The following is a 16,711-nucleotide window of genomic DNA, read 5'->3' as shown; positions in this document are numbered from 1 at the left end:
GAGGGGGAATCGCACGTGTTCAACTACGGATTTTTCAGCTTCGACTCCAAAGACGACCTTCTGAAAAAGGCCGCCGAATACTGGAATCCTGGCAAAGTGCAGTTCTGGAGCGATGCCGGAACACCGATGGTTATCGACCGGCGCGAGGAATACTTCCTTTACGATATGTCGGGGAAACGACTGATTGACCTGCACCTGAATGGTGGCACCTACAATTTCGGCCATCGCAACTCTGAACTGGTGGCGACGCTGAAATCAGGGCTCGACTATTTCGACATGGGTAACCACTGGTTCCCGTCGGTCGCGCGGGCAGCTTTCGCAGAGCAGCTGATCAAGACAGCTCCTCACATGCAGTATGCTATTTTCGGGGCAGGCGGAGCAGAAGCGGTTGAAATTGCGATAAAAACTGCTCGCTACACCACCAAACGCAAAAAGATCGTTTCCATCATCAAAGGGTATCACGGGCACTCCGGTCTCTCGGTTGCTACCGGCGATGAGCGCTTTTCAAAGATCTTCCTCGCCGACCGGCCGGATGAATTTCTGAACGTGCCCTTCAACGACCCCGATGCACTGGAGGAGGTTTTGAAGAAAGGCGATGTTGCCGCCTTCATCATCGAGACGATCCCGGCCACTTACGGCTTTCCGATGCCAGATGACGACTACCTTCGCGAATGCCATCGCATCTGCCGTAAATATGGAACGCTGCTGATCGCGGATGAGGTGCAGACCGGACTGATGCGCACTGGGGTCATGTGGGGTTGGCAGGGCTACGGCATCCAGCCCGACATCATGGTTTGTGGCAAGGGTTTGGGCGGTGGTATCTACCCCATATCCGCCTGTCTTGTGACTAAGGAGTGTGGTGGCTGGCTGACCGAGGATGGCGCAGCGCACATTTCTACAGCCGGCGGCGCCGAGCTGGGCTGTCTCGTTGGACACAAGGTCATCGAGATGCTGCAACGGCCCGAAATCATCTCGAACGTGCATTTCGTTTCCGAATTCTTCGCCGCAGCCATGGCCGAAATGATGGAGCGTCATAGCGACATCTTCGTCGGCGTGAGGCAGCGTGGCGTTGTTCTTGGGCTTGAGTTTGACCATCCGGAGGGGGCCGTCGCCGTGTCGCGTGCCCTCTATGAGAACGGCGTCTGGGCAATCTTTTCCTCGCTCGACAAGCGGGTGCTGCAGTTCAAGCCGGGAGTCATGCTGGGGGTCGATGTCTGTCAAGAGATCATGGACCGTTTTGATGCAGCTATGCCTCGCGCCCGTCAATTGCTGAAAACGATGAGGACAGCCGCATGAGCGCCGATCCGAACACTTCGCGCCTCGACATTCCTGATCCGCATATCGCCACCGCGCATATGAAGGTCAGCCGCGCCCATTGGGCCGTGCGCCAGTTTGGCCGCGCCAGCCACGAGACGGTGTTGAAGGTGGCCGAGGCTGTGGCCCGCGCGGCTCATGCCAATGCCGGGCACTACGCTGATTGGGCGGTGCGCGAGACCGGATTTGGCGTGGTGGAGCACAAGAAGATCAAGAATGAGCTAAGCAGCATCGCGCTCCTGGATCACTACCGCGACCTTGATCTCTGCAGCCCTCGCGTGCTGCCGGACGAGAAGATGGTCGAGCTGCCTAAACCGGCCGGGGTCATCTTTGCGCTTACCCCGGCGACCAACCCTGTAGCGACGCTCTATTACAAGACGCTGATGGCCATTCTCAGCCGCAATGCCATTGTCTTCAGCCCGCATCCCGCTGCGCGCGAATGCAGTGTCGATGCGGCGAAAACACTGGCCGAGGCCGCCGAGGCGGCGGGTGCGCCTTCGGGTCTCATTCAATGCGTCGAACATCCCTCGGTGCCGTTGGTGCAAGAGGTCATGGCGTCCGACAAAGTCGCGGTTATCATGGCCACGGGTGGCGGACCGATGGTGCGCGCTGCCTATTCGTCCGGCAACCCGGCACTGGGTGTGGGGCCGGGTAACGCGGTGGCCTATGTCGACCCGTCAGCCAAGGTGGACGCGGCGGCCAAGCGGCTGGTAGACAGCAAGAGTTTCGACAACTCCGTTCTTTGCACCAATGAAAGCGTCGTCCTGACGCTGGACAGCAACCGCGGCAACATGGAGCGCGCGCTGCGCAGCGCAGGCGCGCATATTTGCAATGAGACGGACACCGACAAGCTGCGCGAGTATCTCTTTACCGACAAGGGCTTCAACATCGCTGCTATTGGCAAGTCCGCTGTCTGGATCGCCGATCAGGCCGGTATCCGCGTCAGCCCATCGGTGCGCGTGCTGGTGCCCGTTATCACTGCGCCGGGGCAGGATGACGCACTTTTCCGCGAGAAGCTTTGCCCGGTCCTGACCTTTGCGTCGGCGGTGGATTTCCAGCAGGCCATGACGATTGCGGCGCAGATCGCACGGCGTGGCGGCGGGCATTCGGCGGCCTTCCACGGCGAGGCGCCTGACCGCCTGCTGCATTTCTCTCAGCACTTGCCGGTCTACCGTGTCGTCGTCAACGCGCCCTGCTCGCAAGGGGCGTCTGGCTTTGCCACACATTTGCCACCGACCTTTATGGTCGGCACCGGGTTTGCGGGCCGCTCGTCGGTGGGCGAGAATGTCGGACCTCAGCATCTCGTTCATTGGACGCGGATTGCCTATAACAGCGACTCCTCGGTGCCTTTCGACCAGTTCGACCTGTCGGTGCTGAACACCAAGCCAAGCGCTGCAGCGCCCAAGCAATCCCATGCGCAGCACAGCGCCCCGTCGGCCCTGCCGCAAACGGACCACGACATGCTGCGCCAGCTCATCCTCGAAGAGCTTAGAGGGCTTACCGGAGGCGCAAAATGACCGACTTACGTGCCTCCATTTTCATTGACCAGTTGCAGCCGCAGACGCTGGCCTACCTCAGCACCTGGATGCGCGGATCATTGCCGCGCGCGCGCATGGCCGCTCAAATCGTCGAGATCGCGCCGGGTCTTGATGTGGAGGCGTTGACTGATGCAGTTCTGAAATCCGCTGACGTGCGCGCCGGGCTTCTGGTTGTCGAACGTCAATTTGGCACACTGCAATTCCATTCGCGCTCGACTGCCGAAGTGCAGGCAGGCGCGGCGGCGGTGATGGAACAATTGGGTCAAACGGTGGCCGATGTGGCAAAGCCCAAAATCCTGGCGTCCAAGATTGTGACCAACGTTGAGAACCAGCATGCCTTTCTGATGAATCGCAATAAAATGGGCTCGATGGTGCTGGGCGGCGAGAGCATCTATCTGCTTGAGTGCCAATCTGCGGCCTATGCGGTTCTGGCCTGCAATGAGGCCGAGAAAGAAGCTGATATCAAGGTGATCGACATGCGCCCGATCGGTGCGAACGGACGGCTCTACCTTGCAGGGACTGAGGCAGATGTGCGCAATGCGCGCAATGCCGCAGAGGGTGCCCTGCGTGCTGCGGGGGCCGAATAGTGTCCACGATACGTGACGAGATACGTGCCATTCTGCGCGAAGAAATTGCAGCCTTAAGGGCCGAGACGCCCCACCGAGCTCCGGAGCGGGTGCAGATGCAAAGCAGCACGGATCTGGACCGTTTTGCGCGCGATCTGGTGACGCGGTCGCAAAACGATCCGGCCTTTGCTGCTGCCGTGACCAGTGGTGCCCAGCGGTTCGAGTTCTTGGGGGCCATGCCTACACCGGCCAACACCTCTGCGCCGCGCATCGTAACCGGCCCCGTCAATCCGACCCGTGCCAAGGCGACTGAGTTGTCGAAGAAGCTGGTGACCGAGCGTGACATCGAGGCGCTGGAACAAGGTGCCCGCGTGCTGCGCGTGCCCAAACATTGCTGTCTCACGCCGCTTGCCAATGACGAAGCGCGGCGTCGAGGCATTAGGATCGAAAGGTTTGCATCATGATACGCGCGACCGTCAGCGGAAAAATCTGGGCCTCGCGCCGGATCACGACGATGCCCACGGGGGGATACCTCGAGGTCGAGACGGAAAGTGGCGCGCGCCTGATCGCGTTCGATCCGCTGGGCTGCGCGCCTGGCGAAGCGGTGCTGATCACTCAAGGCTCGGTCGCGGCTGCCTATTTCACAGGGGACACGGTCCCCATCGATGCGCTGATCATCGGCTCCATCGACGAAGAAACATCCCAGAAAACCGGCAAGTCCCGGAAAAGCTAAAGGAGAGAACTCATGGCTAATCTCGCTATCGGAATGATCGAAACCAAGGGCTACGTGCCTGCCTTGTCCGCCGCCGACGCGATGGTCAAGGCAGCCAACGTGGAAATCGTGGCTCGCAACGAGGTCGGCGGCGGCCTTGTCTCGGTCGTCGTGCGCGGCGACGTGGGCGCGGTCAAAGCAGCGACCGAGGCCGGCGCCGAAGCGGCTTCCCAAGTGGGAGAAGTGACAGCTGTGCATGTCATCCCGCGTCCGCATGCGGACCTGGGCAAGCATTTCGACGCTGCCAAGTGAACGCCCTGAGCGACGGAGCATCTTGATGACCGAACTACGCGTCTACCTGCCAATCGAGGATCTGCAACCGCAGTTTGCGGCATACCTTTCGTCGCCGACGCGGGCGCGCGGCTATCCTCCCTTTACCGGGCAGAATTCGCTCATCATCGAGGTGGCTCCGGCGCTCAGCATACACCGCATCACAGATCTGGCGCTTAAGGAAGCGCCGGATATGGAGCCGGGCATACTCTTTACCGAGCGGCAGTTTGGCCTTCTGGAGCTGCATGCTGACGACATGAAGGATGTCGAGGTGGCGGGCCGTGCGATCCTTAAAGGCATTGGTGCCAAACCCGAGGATCAACTGGCGCCCACGATCCTCTATCATGACATCATCGAGGATTTGTCGGACCAACACGCGATCATCCTCAACCGCTCGCGCGATGGGTCTATCTTGGTGCCGGGTGTGGCGCTGCTGATCTACGAGATGGCGCCAGCGCTGTTTGCCTGCGTCGCGGCAAACGAGGCAGAAAAGGCCGCCCCGAATGCCGTGATCAATGATGTGCAGATGATGGGCGCAACGGGCCGGATATTCATGTCCGGAAGCGTGGCCGACATGAAGACCGCCCGTGATACGATCACCGCGAAACTGGAGAGCATCAAGGGGCGTAAGTCATAGAACGACCAAGGCCCGGACCGGGGTTCAAGCGCCGTCAGAGCGCACCCTCGAGCCGGTAGAACCCAAATCCAACAATAGGGAGCATTGATCATGAAACTTTCACGACGCCAGTTTGCCGGCGGTGCCGGCGCGCTTCTAGGGGCCAGTGGCCTGATGGGCGCAAGCGCGGCTTATGCCGCACGCGACAATGAGCTGAACATACTGTGCTGGGAAGGCTACAACTCAGACCAGGTGCTGGGACCCTATCGCGACATGCACCCGGATGCGACGGTGCGCGCCGAAAGCGGCACATCGGATCCTGACATGATAAACAAGCTGCGGGCCGGCGAGGTCCGCGTGTGGGATTTGATCAACGTGAACCAGCCGTGGGCGCGAGAGCAGCTCTTTCCGGAAGGCCTTATCAAGCCGATGGATAAGGACCGCTTCATGCCCTATTTCGACAAGATGCTGCCGGCCTTCGCCGAACCCTATCCGCTAGCGTTCGCTGAGAGCGGCGAGCTGATCGGCATGCCGCAGCGCTACGGTCCGTTTTCCTTCGTGGTCAATACAGACAAGATCAGCCGCGAGACGGCCGAAGACGAGGGTTGGAATCTGTTCCTAGACGAGAAGATGAAGGACCGTTACGGCGTTCTGACCTACGACAACTGGAACGTCATACATATGTGCCTGACCGCCGGTTTGGACCCGTTCCAGCCGATCGAGGGCGACGATGCCGAGAAGTTCAAGGGCATAGCGCAGCAGATATTCGGCAATGCGCGCATGTTAACTGATGATCTGGTGGCAATGAACACCGCGCTTATAAATGGCGAGATTGACGCGTATTTTACTGGCGGCACCTATACTGCATCGCCCGCGCGCTATGACGGGCAGACGCAGGTGCGGGCGATCACGCCCAATTCCGGGCCTGTTGACGGAAAAGGCGGTGTTGTCTGGGTCGAGTTGACGTCGGTGGTCAACAATCCCGATCCTTCGGGGCTTGCGCAGGACTTCCTCGAATTCGTGCAAACCCCCGAAATAGCCCATGCCGTCGCTTTCACCGAAGGCACATACAATCCTGTCGCGCAGATGGGCGACGAAGAGGTTATGTCGCGCTTCACCGAGGAAGAGCTGGACGCAATCCAGATGGACAGCCTCGAGGAAGAGATGTCGCGCTCGCTCGATTATCAGGTCGTCGCGTCATACGACGATCTGAACGAGATCTATACTCAGGCGCGCCGCTCCTGATCGGCACCGGCCTCGCGGCACGGGGCAGGGCGCGCGTCGCCCTGCCGCACCACCTTATACAAGCCCTCGGAGAGTTTGATGCCCGCCAACACGATCCTGCGCCTCGACGGCGTTCGCAAGGTATTCGGAAGTTTCACGGCCCTGCACGGCATCGACCTCGAGATCCAGGAGGGCGAGTTCTTCACGATCGTTGGTCCGTCGGGCAGTGGAAAGTCCACTATCATCCGCCTGCTGGTGGGGATGGACGAACTGACGGCTGGTGAAATTCGCCTGCATGGTGAGCGGATTGACCAGACCCCCGCCAACCTGCGCCCGACCTGCATGGTGTTCCAGTCTCTTGCCCTCTTCCCGCATATGTCAGTCGGTCAAAACATCGAATTCCCGCTGAAGCTGCGCAAGGTGGACCCCGCTGCGCGCAAGACCAGGGCAATCGAACTTTTGGAGCTGTTGCACCTACCCGCCAGCTATTACGACAAGCGCGTCAGCGAATGCTCCGGCGGCGAAAAGCAGCGCGTCGCGCTGGCTCGCGCGCTAGCATTCGATCCTGAAATTCTCTTCTTCGACGAGCCGCTGTCGGCGCTGGATTATCGCCTACGCAAAAGCCTCGAGAAGGAATTGAAAGATCTTCACGCTCGCACCGGCAAGACCTTCGTTTACATCACCCACTCGCTGGAGGAGGCGATGGTGATGTCCGACCGCATCGCCATCATGAAGGAAGGTCGCTTCGAACAGATCTCCACCGCGGACGAGATCTACAGCCAGCCTGTGTCGCGATTTGTCGCAGAGTTCATGGGCGAGGTGAACCTCTTTGACGTGTCTGCATTCAACGACCGGATTGAAGGCGAAGGACTGACTGTCGCGCAGAATGCCGCGACCAAAGGCATGGCCGAGCGCATCGCCGCCGCACGCAACGCAACCTTGATGATCCGACCCGAATACGTGCAATTCCTTGGCCCGGATGGGAGCGCCGATTTCACTGTCGAGGGTAAGGTGCAAGGCATCTACGCTCTCGGCTCGCGCATCCATTACGAGATCAAATCCGCCGAGGGGCAGATCCTGACAGTCGAGAAGTTGCGCGAGGATCGCTATGACGGCGGCAAGGGTGACACCGTGCGCCTCGGTTGGGGTGCGGCGAATGCCCATGTGATCGAGGGGCAGTCTCTATGAAACGGCTCGACAGAAAGCTGGGCGCGCTGGCGGCCCTGCCGATGCTGGCGGTGCTGACGCTGGCCTTCATTGCGCCCCTCGGGCTGGTCGCGCTTTTCTCGATCATGCCGGAGAAAGTCTTCAGCATCTTCAACATGCCCAATTTCGCGGCCTACAAGACTATTGTAACCCAAGGCTACTGGCGCTCTCTGCTCTGGACGCTGCTCATGGCGTTCGCGGCGACGACGATCCTCTTCGTGATCTGCTGGCCGCTGGCCTATGGCATGGCCAAGGTTTTCAAACGCTTTGCGCTGGTTGTCACTATCGCCGTCGTCATGAGCCTCTTTGTGTCGGAAAACATCCGCCTCTTCGGCTGGGTTCTGACATTGATGAAGGGCGGCCTTTTCGAAGGATACCTGCGGCACTGGACCGGCGTCGGGTTTGATAGCCCGCTCTACAATGCGGGGATCATCGTCTTCGGCATCGTCTATGTTTACCTGCCCTTCATGCTCTTTCCGCTCGCACAGGGCATCTCGATGGTGCCCGAGGATGCACGTCAGGCGGCGCGCGATCTGGGTGCGACGCGCTGGCAGGTGTTGACGCAGATCGACCTACCCTTGGCCGCGCCAGGCATCATGGTGGGTTATCTCCTGACCTTTGTTCTGGCTGCCGGCGCTATGGCCGAGGCCAAGATCCTGGGTGGGCGCGCGGTGATCGTGATTGCCGATGATATCCAGACGGCGTTCACCTACGGACAAAACTGGTCGCTCGGGTCGGCACTGTCGATGGTGCTGATCCTGTTTATCGGCACGCTGGCGATCTATGGCGTCGCCAAGATTGACCTCGATAAGATAATGGGGAGGGGCTGACATGGAAACCTCCCGCACCACGCGCATCGCGCTGATGATCTATGGCCTCGCCGTCATCGCATTCCTTTACTTGCCGCTAGTTTCGGTCGCCTTCGCATCGGTGTCCCAAGCGCGCTATCTTAGCTTTCCGATCCGGCGCTATTCGACCGGCTGGTTTGGCGACGCGCTGGCCAGCAAGGAAGTGCATATGCTGGCGATGACCTCGCTCAAGGTCGCGGTGATCGTTACGATCCTTTCGATGGTGATTGGGTTTTTCGGCGCGCTGGCCTTCGCGCGGTATCGTTGGCGGTATCGGTCACTCTTTCAGAAGCTGGTGCTTCTGCCCATATTTTTTCCACAGACGGTGCTCGGCCTTGCCCTACTGATGTGGTTCAACGCGCTTGGCATTATCCCTACGTGGAAAACCGCGATCGTTGCGCATCTGGTCTGGATCGCCCCCATCGCCACTCTCATCGTCGCCATCCGCGCCTACAGCTTTGATCCTGCGCTAGAAGAGGCCGCCCGCGATATGGGAGCGTCAACGCCCGTGATCCTGCGCGAAATCACGCTGCCGTTGCTGATGCCGGGCGTCATCTCAGCGGGGCTATTTGCGTTTTTGTTGAGCTGGGGGAATTTCCCGCTGTCGCTCTTCACCACGGGGGCTGACTCGACGCTGCCCGAGTGGCTCTACGCGAAAATGGTTTCAGGCTACTCGCCGCTGGTGCCGACGCTGGGCATCCTGTCCGTCCTAGGCTCGTTCCTGCTGGTGCTGGTCGCGCTGGTCGGCTTCGCGCTTTACCGGGCGCTGCGCCCCCAAAACTGAAAGTAAAAAGGGAGGAAAAGAACATGCTGACATCCATCAAGCACAAGAGTGTCATTGTCACCGGCGGATCCAAGGGGATTGGCCGCGGCATCGCGAAGGTTTTTGCCGCACAAGGTGCTAAGGTCACGTTGATCGCTAGAGACGAGGCTGCGCTCAAGAAGGCGTGCAGCGAAATGGGCGACCATGTGCGTTATGAGATCGCCGATGTGGGCGACTGGGAGCAGATGAAGAAGGCCGTAGATAGCGCTGCCAACGCGCAGGGCGGGCTCGACATCATGTGCGCCAATGCGGGCTATTTTCCGCAAACCAAGATCGTCGACATGGATGTCGAAGAATGGGACAGCGTGATTGGAACGAACCTGCGTTCGTCCTTTCTGGCGGTCAAGGCGTCGATCCCGCATTTTGAAAAGGCTGGCAAGGGTCGCGTCGTGCTGACGTCGTCAATCACCGGTGCAGTCACGGGTTTTCCGGGTTGGTCGCACTACGGCGCGTCCAAGGCGGGCCAGCTTGGTTTTCTGAAAACTGCGGCGATGGAGCTGTCGCGCTACAACACCACGATCAACGCTGTGATCCCCGGTAACATCTATACCGAGGGGCTGCAGGGATTGGGACAGGACTATCTCGACACGATGGCGGCCTCGATCCCGCTGAAGCGCCTCGGGGCGGTCGAGGATATCGGCAACGCTGCGCTCTTCTTTGCCTCGGACGAGGCAGGCTACATCACTGGCCAGCAGGTGATCGTTGATGGTGGACAGATTTTGCCAGAGTCCTTGGAGGCGATGGACGAAATTTGACGACATCCGGCGCCGCGTCACGCAGCGGCGCCGCCTGCTGAAAAGGATAGACCATGGCGCATACAGACATGCCGCTGGCCGAACTGCTTAAACACTTGGAAAAGCTGGCACAACGGTCGCTGGCTCTTTGGGACATGCCGCCCAATGCGTCGGCAGAGCTGATAAATGTGTCCGAAAACGCCACCTACCTTGTTGAGGCAGAGGGCGGATACAAAGCGATCCTTCGCATCCACCGGGAGCAGTATCACTCCCGCCGCGCCATTGAATGCGAGCTTGCCTGGATCGCCGCGCTAAAAGAGGCGCGCGCCGTCGTCACGCCCGACAGCTATACCGGCAAGGACGGGGAGGTTATTCAGGAAGGACGTATTGAGGGGCTGGAGAACCCGCGCTACATGGTGCTTTTCGAATTCGTCGAGGGCACGCAACCTGACGAGGCAGGCGACCTAGAAGCTCCCTTCGAAGAGCTGGGTGAGATCGCCGCACGCACACATGAACATTCAAAGGTTTGGCAGCGCCCGCCAAATTTTGAGCGGCTTATCTGGAATGTTGAAACGATTTTCGGGAGACAGACCAATTGGGGCGACTGGCGAGATGCGCCGAATGTTACTCCCGAAGTTGGGCGCGTGCTTGGGCGCGTCGAGGGCCATGTGCGAACGCGGCTAGAGTCTTTTGGCGCAAGCGAGGATCGCTACGGGCTGATCCATGCCGACATGCGGCTGGCCAATCTATTGGTTGGGCCCCATGGCACGCGGCTGATTGATTTCGACGACTGCGGCTACGGTTGGTTTCTATACGATTTCGCTACGGGCATCAGCTTTATGGAAGATGACCCGCGCGTGCCTGCGCTCAAGGATGCTTGGGTGCGTGGCTATGAAAAGGTGCGGCAGTTGACGGCTTCCGAAAAGGCCGAAATTGATACCTTCGTTATGCTGCGTCGCATGGCGCTTCTAGCTTGGATCGGAAGCCATATCGAGGCACCGGAGCCACAAGCGATGGCGCCCGATTTCGCTCGCGTCACCGCAGAGTTGGGTCAGGCTTGGCTGGATCGCATCGATGCCACCTAGTCCGCCAGGGATAGCCTTGGCGCTAGCTCCACATCTGAGCTCAATCAGCCAGTAGTGCAGCGCCAATGCAATCGCATGGGCACAGTTCCTGGCGCCCAGTTTGGCCGTGGCTGATTTGAGGTGAAGCGTCGCAGTTGGCATTGACACTCTGTCTCGCGCGGTGCCGGCACGGCGGTCGCGACAGCATTCGATGTAAACCAGGAGCCGGTCCAACTGTTCGCTGAATGCCTGCGACCAGTAGCGCAGGTGTTGCGAGGGCAGCTCGCAGCGTATCGTGTCTAGAAAAACTACGATCACAAAGAGCCTTGAATGAAGCCTTCTACTTCGCAACGGTTCGCGACATGGCAGTAAATCATGTTGATAATGCGTAGCTCGGATTCGTGCAGCTCCATCGTGGCGGCAGCGCAGCAATCGTCCACGACCACAACTCCAAAGCTCTCATCGGCGAGGCTGCGCACTGTCGAGGATACGCATTGATCAGTGAAAATTCCCGCGACGATTACATCTGTGACTTCCATATTGCGCAGGATCAGCCGCAAATTGGTGCCCGTTAGCGCGCTGTCGGTGGTTTTTTCAACGGTGATTTCGTCGTCCAACGGAGCAAGGGCGTCGACGATCTGTGCATCGTCTCGGTTTTTTGGCAGCAACAAATAGTTGAAGCCGGGCTTTTTCTGGCTGAGCGAGCGGTCGCGCCCATCCTCCTTGTGGCATGCTATGCGCGCATGGATTACTTCGATTCCTTTGGCACGGCATGCGTCAATCAGTTTGGCACAGTTGGGGATAACTGTCTCATTCATTCGCTCGTAAAAGGGCTGCCAGCGGGCGGTTTCTTCGGGGGTGTCCTTGTCCTCAAGGTAGGTTTTTTGGACATCGATCATCAGGAGTGCGGTGCGCCCGGGATCCAGAACGATATCCTCAGGAGCATCGGCAGTCTCGTAGTAGAATGAGCGATAGGCAGTTTTCCAGCTCATGAGTTTTCTCCAGTTCATTGTTTTAGTGCCAAGAGCATTCCATTTTAGCGTGCCGGTATCACGATGCCGAGCCTCAAGCATAAGATTGCAGTCATGGCAGGTGCCAGCACGATCTCAATCAGCTCAATAATTTGCGGGCCGCTCTTCTGGCGGCATGGGTCAATCGCCGCCCAGACAAAACCTCGCCCAGTCCTCCATAATCTTCCGTCGCTTCTCAATCATATCAGAGCGGCGGTATGCTCGCTCAACGTCACTGCCAACCGTGTGTGCGAGTGCCATCTCGGCCAGCTCCCGAGGATAGCTCGTGCGCTCAGCAGCCCAATCGCGAAAGCTTGACCGCAATCCATGCGGCACTGCTGGGCGGCGTGATCTTGTGTCAAGGAAGCCTGGGTTTCCCTTGCTCAACTCGGCATCTTGAATGCGGCGCATGACGGCTGAGATGGTCATGTCGGACATCACCGCGTTCTTCGGTGATGGAAAGACCACGGAGCAGTTTACCATGCGAGGTATGGCTTTCAGGATGTCTATGGAGGGGGCTGAAAGAGGCACACGGTGCTCACGGCCTGCCTTCATGTGCTCAGCTGGAACCGTCCATATCTTGTTTCGAAAATCGATCTCGTCCCATCGCGCATTGCGCACCTCACCTGAACGTGCAGCGGTCATAGTGAGAAACTCAAGCGCACGCGCCGCAATGCCATCTCGGGTGCGCAACAGGTTGAACCAGGTGGCGAACTCGTCGAGTGCAACAGCTGGATACCGATTTTCCTTCTGCACCTTGTTTGGTGAGGGAAGGAGCTGCTGCAGATTGCCCTTCCACCGGGCTGGGTTCTCGCCATCCCGAAGCCCCATCGCTCTTGACCAGTCAAGCACGGCCTCGATGCGCTGACGCACCCTCGACGCAGTTTCGTTCTTGGTGGTCCAGATCGGCCGCAGGACTGAAAGCATGTCCTCAACGGAAATATCGGCAACGGCCTTCTCGCCTAGGACTGGATAGGCGTATGTCTTGAGGGTGGACTGCCACTGCTTACGGTGCTTGGCGTTCCGAAGCTCGCCCTCAATTTTCTCCTCAAAGAAGCGCTTGAAAGCCTGCTCGAAGGTTGTGTGCTGCTTGGTTGCAACGATAAGTGCTGCGCGTTGCTCGCGGCGCTCGAGGACCGGGTCAACCCCGGCGCTGATCTTCCGACGCATCTCTAGGGCAAGGTCGCGCGCTTGGGCAAGAGTTACCTCGGGAAAATTGCCGAGGCCTATGTGGCGCCGCTTGAGGCCGACTGTTGCACGCAGTATCCACGACCTAGCACCAGTCTCTGTGATATTGAGGCAGAGCCCATTGACGCCACCAACGGCATGGCGACCTGGCGCAGAGAGGTTCTTCACCTGTAGAGCCTTCAGTTCTTTAGCTTGCTTGGGCATCAATGCCACCATCCTTGCCACCAAAGTGTGACCTATCAAATGCACTGAAATGCATATGCCTGCAACACGAAAGTCCAACGTAACGCAGGAAGTATCAATCTTTATAAGTCTTTACGCGGCAACCTGCATTTACCTGCAACCTCCGCGTGGCGGTCATCGTCTCCGCCACCATTTATAGCCTGTTGATTTCGCTGGTTGTTGTGGGTCGTGGTGCACACTACCCTGTGGTACATGATGGACCACACCAAATATGATGAGCCTACTGCGGCGCTGGACGTCGATGAAACCTTCACTGTCAATTCAGAGACTGGTTCACATTGGTCTGACAGCACCGCCATTATTGTCCACCAGAAGCCCGCAAAGTAATTTAAGCCAATGACTTGTGGGCGCCCTACTGCTTCAGGACGCTATGTTTCGATACACATAAAGTGTTAGAGTCGTAAATCTACTCGCGCCGAAGCTTTGATTGTCGAGCTTTATCCCCCAATCGCAAGAACCGAAGCAACGATTCCGAACCAAATATGCAGCAAATTGCCGTGCAAGAAGACCTGCGGTGCTGCGGGATTTAAAATGCCCTAGTTCTGCTCCGTGTCGGATTCCCCCTCTTCATCCGAATTGCTTGCGTCGTCGGTTTCCTCGTTATCGTTTTCGCTATCGTCCGTCGAAGCGCCATCTGACTCGTCCTGGTTTTCGTCGCCCGTGCCCTCGGTTTCTGCCGCTTCGGTTTCGGAGCCATCAGCATCATTGGCGGCGGGGGGCGTTTCTTCGGTTTCGGATGGGGAGCTCGCTCCAGTCGCCGTTTCGCCGTTTTGTGACGGATCTTGTGACGAGGCGTCCTCGGTAGATGACGAGGTGTCTTCGGTAGATGACGACGTGTCTTCGGCAGATTCGGACGTATCGGCGGCAATTGTCCCGTCGATCCGGTTCTCCAGATCGGCAAGCTTCTGCGCCCGTTGCGCGATCGTATCGGTCAGGGTGGCCAACATGCCTTGCAATCTGGCGCGCTGCTCTTCGGTCGCTGTGACGTCCTTTTGCAGACCTTCCAGTCGATCATCTGCTGCCGCCGCATCGGACTCCATGGTCGCGATTTCCTCCTGCAACTCGTCGCGTTCCCTTCGGGATTGCTCGAGCGTCGCGTCAATGTCGGCCAACTCGGCGCGGGCCTCTTCGACCCTTGTTTCGTTGGTGGAGGCTTCTTCAGTCAGGCGGGCGGTTTCCTCGGTCAGCTGCGAGAGGGTTTCCTGAACCTCTGCCTCCTGGCTGCGAGCCTCTTCCAGACGTTCGCTGACTTGCGCCAGTTCGTCGTTTTGCTCGGAGATGGCTTGTTCCAACTCGCTGCGGCGCTGTTCGAAAGTCGCAAGTTCCTCGCGAAGCGGGGAAAGCTCTTGTTCCAGCGAGGCTTTGTCTGCCTCGGCGGATTCGATCTGCGATTGTAACTCGGACTCTTCGCCGCGCAGCTCTTCGACACGTTGCAGCAGCGTTTCTGCATCGCCTTCGGCGGCGTCGCGTTGGGAGGCCAAGTCTTGCAGTTCGGGGGTCAGCGCTTCGATCTGGGCATTAAGGTCGTCAACGGTACCTTCTGCTTCGCGCTGTTGATTCAACTCTTGTTGAGTCTGCTCGAGCTGACCGAGGGCCTGGGTCAACTCATCATCCGTGCGATCTTGTTGCGTATAATAAGAGATGGCCCCAATCCACCCCACCAAGGCGACCACGATCGCGATCCAAGTTGCCTTGCCAAATCCGCCACTTGCGTTCTCGTTCTCTGCCATTTGATCTTCCCCATGAACTTTGGGCACCGTGATCGGCGCAGGCGTAGTTACCCATTCCAATGTCCGAACCACGTCAATTGTTCCCAGAGCGGCACGGAAATCTCCGGAATGGGCCTGTTTTAGCAACCATCCCTGACTCGAACTTCACCCAAGCCTCGCTTGCGGCCACCTCAGCCAGAACCGCCCCCGAGGCCTTGGGGCGCGAGAGTTTTTCCCGAGGGGGCCGCCATCGCCTGAGTCTGATCGGCGCCCTGCCGCTGGCGCTCTCAGTCGACGATGTCGGTGAACTCGTAATTCAGCCGCTTCATGACCTGCTCGTAATTCCAAAGCAGCTTCGACGTCGTGCTGGCGCCCATCCAGAGCGAAGCCACGGCGTAGCTGTAGGCATCCTGCTCGGGTAATTCCGACAGCTTCATGCCCTTCGTCAGGTTCGAGACGATGCGCGTTCCCTCGACCTGCTCTGCGGCCACTTCGATCTCGGCGCGAGAGGGCACACGCACCGCCGTCGCATCGCCAAAGAAGACACGATAGAAAAATTCGGCTGCGACTTTCTGAGGGCCTTCGCCGCGAGGCATGTCCGGCTTGTGGCCAAGGCCCAGATCGACCGCCACCTGCTGGTGGCTCACGCCGTCTACCATTTCGAACAGGTCGCAATGGGACTGTGCGATCCGGGTGTTGATCTCCAGAAGCCAGATCTGGTTGTCCACCTCGTCCCAGAAATACTCGATGTTGAAGCCGGCGTTGTCGTAGCCGATGTGTTTCATCACCTTGCGCGAAATCTCCCACATCTGCTCTTGCACGCGCTGGGGCAGGTTCGAGGGATAATGGTAATAGAAGAAACTCAGCACCTGAGGGTACCGGATCGAGTCGACCGTGCCATAGCAGGTCACTTCGCCGCTGTGGACATATCCCTCGACCGTGCATTGCCGACCGCCGATGATCCGCTCGGCCATGCAGTAATGCCCCTCCACGGCTCGGATCTCGTCAGGCAGGTCGGCCTTGTCGAGCACGGCGTTGAACGGTTCTGCGATCTGCCCGATATCGGCCCTCAGCTTCCCGATCGCGAAGTCGAAATCCTCGGGACTGTCGATGCGAAATCCAAGGCGGGAGCCCGACGATTTGATCGGCTTGACGAAGAAGGGAAACCGAAGGCTCGACTCGCCAATCTTGGACAGGGCCTCGTCATCGAACGGGTCGAACGCGGTAAAGGCAGGGACGTGCTCGGGGATCACCTCGGCCATCACCTTGCGCGACCAGAACTTGTGTTCGCATTTCAGCAGGCTTTCCAGCGACGCGTTGGGCGTGCCGTATTTTGCGCTCAGCAGCGGCAGCATGGTGGAAACCGGAAAGTCCATGTAGCCGACGATGGCATCAATGGTGCCATCGAAGGAGTCGAGCGTCGCCTCGGCCTCGGCCAGCATCGCGGGAATGTCGAATTCCTGTGTCTCATAGACCTGAGCGGGCGTCAGCAACTGGTGAAAGGCCACATCCTCCACCCCGCGCAGACGCTTCAGACGCTCGGCATTGTAGTCGTTCAGCCCGACAACGAAGACGTTTCTGGTCAT

The 16,711-nt window shown here is 58.8% G+C and carries 17 protein-coding genes; 13 read left to right on the top strand and 4 right to left on the bottom strand.

What is annotated here, in order from left to right; translation table 11 throughout:
* Positions 1–15: 15 nt before the first annotated feature.
* From V8352_RS16300 to V8352_RS16240, 13 genes are all read left to right on the top strand, one after another.
* A complete protein-coding gene (locus V8352_RS16300; protein ID WP_336425364.1) occupies positions 16–1,296 on the top strand; it encodes a class-III pyridoxal-phosphate-dependent aminotransferase in 1,281 nt (426 codons plus the stop codon).
* On the top strand, positions 1,293–2,831 hold the full coding sequence (locus tag V8352_RS16295; protein ID WP_336425363.1) for an aldehyde dehydrogenase family protein: 1,539 nt from the start codon (positions 1,293–1,295) through the stop codon (positions 2,829–2,831). Before V8352_RS16300 ends, V8352_RS16295 begins: the two co-directional genes overlap by 4 nt.
* A complete protein-coding gene (locus V8352_RS16290; RefSeq protein WP_336425362.1) occupies positions 2,828–3,439 on the top strand; it encodes a hypothetical protein in 612 nt (203 codons plus the stop codon). The genes V8352_RS16295 and V8352_RS16290 overlap by 4 nt, the downstream gene beginning before the upstream one ends.
* Positions 3,440–3,534: 95 nt before the next feature.
* Complete coding sequence (locus V8352_RS16285; protein ID WP_336425361.1) at positions 3,535–3,882, top strand: hypothetical protein; 348 nt, start codon at positions 3,535–3,537, stop codon at positions 3,880–3,882.
* Positions 3,879–4,151 (top strand): EutN/CcmL family microcompartment protein, encoded by a 273-nt coding sequence (locus tag V8352_RS16280; protein WP_336425360.1) that lies wholly within the window; start codon positions 3,879–3,881, stop codon positions 4,149–4,151. Before V8352_RS16285 ends, V8352_RS16280 begins: the two co-directional genes overlap by 4 nt.
* A gap of 12 nt (positions 4,152–4,163) precedes the next feature.
* Positions 4,164–4,442 (top strand): BMC domain-containing protein, encoded by a 279-nt coding sequence (locus tag V8352_RS16275; protein WP_336425359.1) that lies wholly within the window; start codon positions 4,164–4,166, stop codon positions 4,440–4,442.
* A gap of 25 nt (positions 4,443–4,467) precedes the next feature.
* A complete protein-coding gene (locus V8352_RS16270) occupies positions 4,468–5,097 on the top strand; it encodes a hypothetical protein (RefSeq protein WP_336425358.1) in 630 nt (209 codons plus the stop codon).
* Positions 5,098–5,187: 90 nt separating this feature from the next.
* Complete coding sequence (locus V8352_RS16265; protein WP_336425357.1) at positions 5,188–6,321, top strand: ABC transporter substrate-binding protein; 1,134 nt, start codon at positions 5,188–5,190, stop codon at positions 6,319–6,321.
* Between the two features lie 78 nt (positions 6,322–6,399).
* Positions 6,400–7,488: an ABC transporter ATP-binding protein gene (locus V8352_RS16260; protein ID WP_336425356.1), complete on the top strand. Its 1,089-nt coding sequence runs from the start codon at positions 6,400–6,402 to the stop codon at positions 7,486–7,488.
* Entirely contained in the window at positions 7,485–8,336 is an 852-nt protein-coding gene (locus V8352_RS16255) for an ABC transporter permease (RefSeq protein WP_336425355.1), read from the top strand. Before V8352_RS16260 ends, V8352_RS16255 begins: the two co-directional genes overlap by 4 nt.
* 1 nt (position 8,337) lies before the next feature.
* A complete protein-coding gene (locus V8352_RS16250; protein WP_336425354.1) occupies positions 8,338–9,138 on the top strand; it encodes an ABC transporter permease in 801 nt (266 codons plus the stop codon).
* A 23-nt stretch (positions 9,139–9,161) separates the two neighbouring features.
* Positions 9,162–9,932: a 3-oxoacyl-ACP reductase FabG gene (gene fabG / locus V8352_RS16245; RefSeq protein ID WP_336425353.1), complete on the top strand. Its 771-nt coding sequence runs from the start codon at positions 9,162–9,164 to the stop codon at positions 9,930–9,932.
* A 53-nt stretch (positions 9,933–9,985) separates the two neighbouring features.
* Entirely contained in the window at positions 9,986–10,996 is a 1,011-nt protein-coding gene (locus tag V8352_RS16240; protein WP_336425352.1) for a phosphotransferase enzyme family protein, read from the top strand.
* Between the two features lie 293 nt (positions 10,997–11,289).
* Here V8352_RS16240 and V8352_RS16235 read toward each other — a convergent pair whose 3' ends face one another.
* The 4 genes from V8352_RS16235 to V8352_RS16220 all read right to left on the bottom strand — a co-directional run bounded on the left by V8352_RS16235 (position 11,290) and on the right by V8352_RS16220 (position 16,711).
* The gene (locus tag V8352_RS16235; RefSeq protein WP_336425351.1) at positions 11,290–11,967 is read right to left on the bottom strand and encodes a cysteine hydrolase family protein; all 678 of its coding nucleotides are present in this window, start codon (positions 11,965–11,967) and stop codon (positions 11,290–11,292) included.
* 159 nt (positions 11,968–12,126) lie between these two features.
* The gene (locus V8352_RS16230) at positions 12,127–13,377 is read right to left on the bottom strand and encodes a tyrosine-type recombinase/integrase (protein ID WP_336425350.1); all 1,251 of its coding nucleotides are present in this window, start codon (positions 13,375–13,377) and stop codon (positions 12,127–12,129) included.
* A 575-nt stretch (positions 13,378–13,952) separates the two neighbouring features.
* Entirely contained in the window at positions 13,953–15,146 is a 1,194-nt protein-coding gene (locus tag V8352_RS16225; protein WP_336425349.1) for a hypothetical protein, read from the bottom strand.
* A gap of 266 nt (positions 15,147–15,412) precedes the next feature.
* On the bottom strand, positions 15,413–16,711 hold the full coding sequence (locus V8352_RS16220) for an ATP-grasp domain-containing protein (RefSeq protein ID WP_336425348.1): 1,299 nt from the start codon (positions 16,709–16,711) through the stop codon (positions 15,413–15,415).

Source organism: Roseovarius sp. D0-M9, assembly GCF_037083805.1.
In the GTDB taxonomy this organism is placed as follows: domain Bacteria; phylum Pseudomonadota; class Alphaproteobacteria; order Rhodobacterales; family Rhodobacteraceae; genus Roseovarius.
The sequence above is the reverse complement of the archived record's forward strand: the minus strand, read 5'-3'. Positions and strand labels throughout refer to the sequence as shown.

What these genes read in the sequence shown, in the direction of transcription:
- V8352_RS16295 (WP_336425363.1), top strand. Translation starts at nt 1,293, where the DNA reads ATGAGCGCCGATCCGAACACTTCGCGCCTCGACATTCCTGATCCGCAT.
- V8352_RS16290 (WP_336425362.1), top strand. Translation starts at nt 2,828, where the DNA reads ATGACCGACTTACGTGCCTCCATTTTCATTGACCAGTTGCAGCCGCAG.
- V8352_RS16285 (WP_336425361.1), top strand. Translation starts at nt 3,535, where the DNA reads ATGCAAAGCAGCACGGATCTGGACCGTTTTGCGCGCGATCTGGTGACG.
- V8352_RS16280 (WP_336425360.1), top strand. Translation starts at nt 3,879, where the DNA reads ATGATACGCGCGACCGTCAGCGGAAAAATCTGGGCCTCGCGCCGGATC.
- V8352_RS16275 (WP_336425359.1), top strand. Translation starts at nt 4,164, where the DNA reads ATGGCTAATCTCGCTATCGGAATGATCGAAACCAAGGGCTACGTGCCT.
- V8352_RS16270 (WP_336425358.1), top strand. Translation starts at nt 4,468, where the DNA reads ATGACCGAACTACGCGTCTACCTGCCAATCGAGGATCTGCAACCGCAG.
- V8352_RS16265 (WP_336425357.1), top strand. Translation starts at nt 5,188, where the DNA reads ATGAAACTTTCACGACGCCAGTTTGCCGGCGGTGCCGGCGCGCTTCTA.
- V8352_RS16260 (WP_336425356.1), top strand. Translation starts at nt 6,400, where the DNA reads ATGCCCGCCAACACGATCCTGCGCCTCGACGGCGTTCGCAAGGTATTC.
- V8352_RS16255 (WP_336425355.1), top strand. Translation starts at nt 7,485, where the DNA reads ATGAAACGGCTCGACAGAAAGCTGGGCGCGCTGGCGGCCCTGCCGATG.
- V8352_RS16250 (WP_336425354.1), top strand. Translation starts at nt 8,338, where the DNA reads ATGGAAACCTCCCGCACCACGCGCATCGCGCTGATGATCTATGGCCTC.
- fabG (WP_336425353.1), top strand. Translation starts at nt 9,162, where the DNA reads ATGCTGACATCCATCAAGCACAAGAGTGTCATTGTCACCGGCGGATCC.
- V8352_RS16240 (WP_336425352.1), top strand. Translation starts at nt 9,986, where the DNA reads ATGGCGCATACAGACATGCCGCTGGCCGAACTGCTTAAACACTTGGAA.
- V8352_RS16235 (WP_336425351.1), bottom strand. Translation starts at nt 11,967, where the DNA reads ATGAGCTGGAAAACTGCCTATCGCTCATTCTACTACGAGACTGCCGAT.
- V8352_RS16230 (WP_336425350.1), bottom strand. Translation starts at nt 13,377, where the DNA reads ATGCCCAAGCAAGCTAAAGAACTGAAGGCTCTACAGGTGAAGAACCTC.
- V8352_RS16225 (WP_336425349.1), bottom strand. Translation starts at nt 15,146, where the DNA reads ATGGCAGAGAACGAGAACGCAAGTGGCGGATTTGGCAAGGCAACTTGG.
- V8352_RS16220 (WP_336425348.1), bottom strand. Translation starts at nt 16,711, where the DNA reads ATGACCAGAAACGTCTTCGTTGTCGGGCTGAACGACTACAATGCCGAG.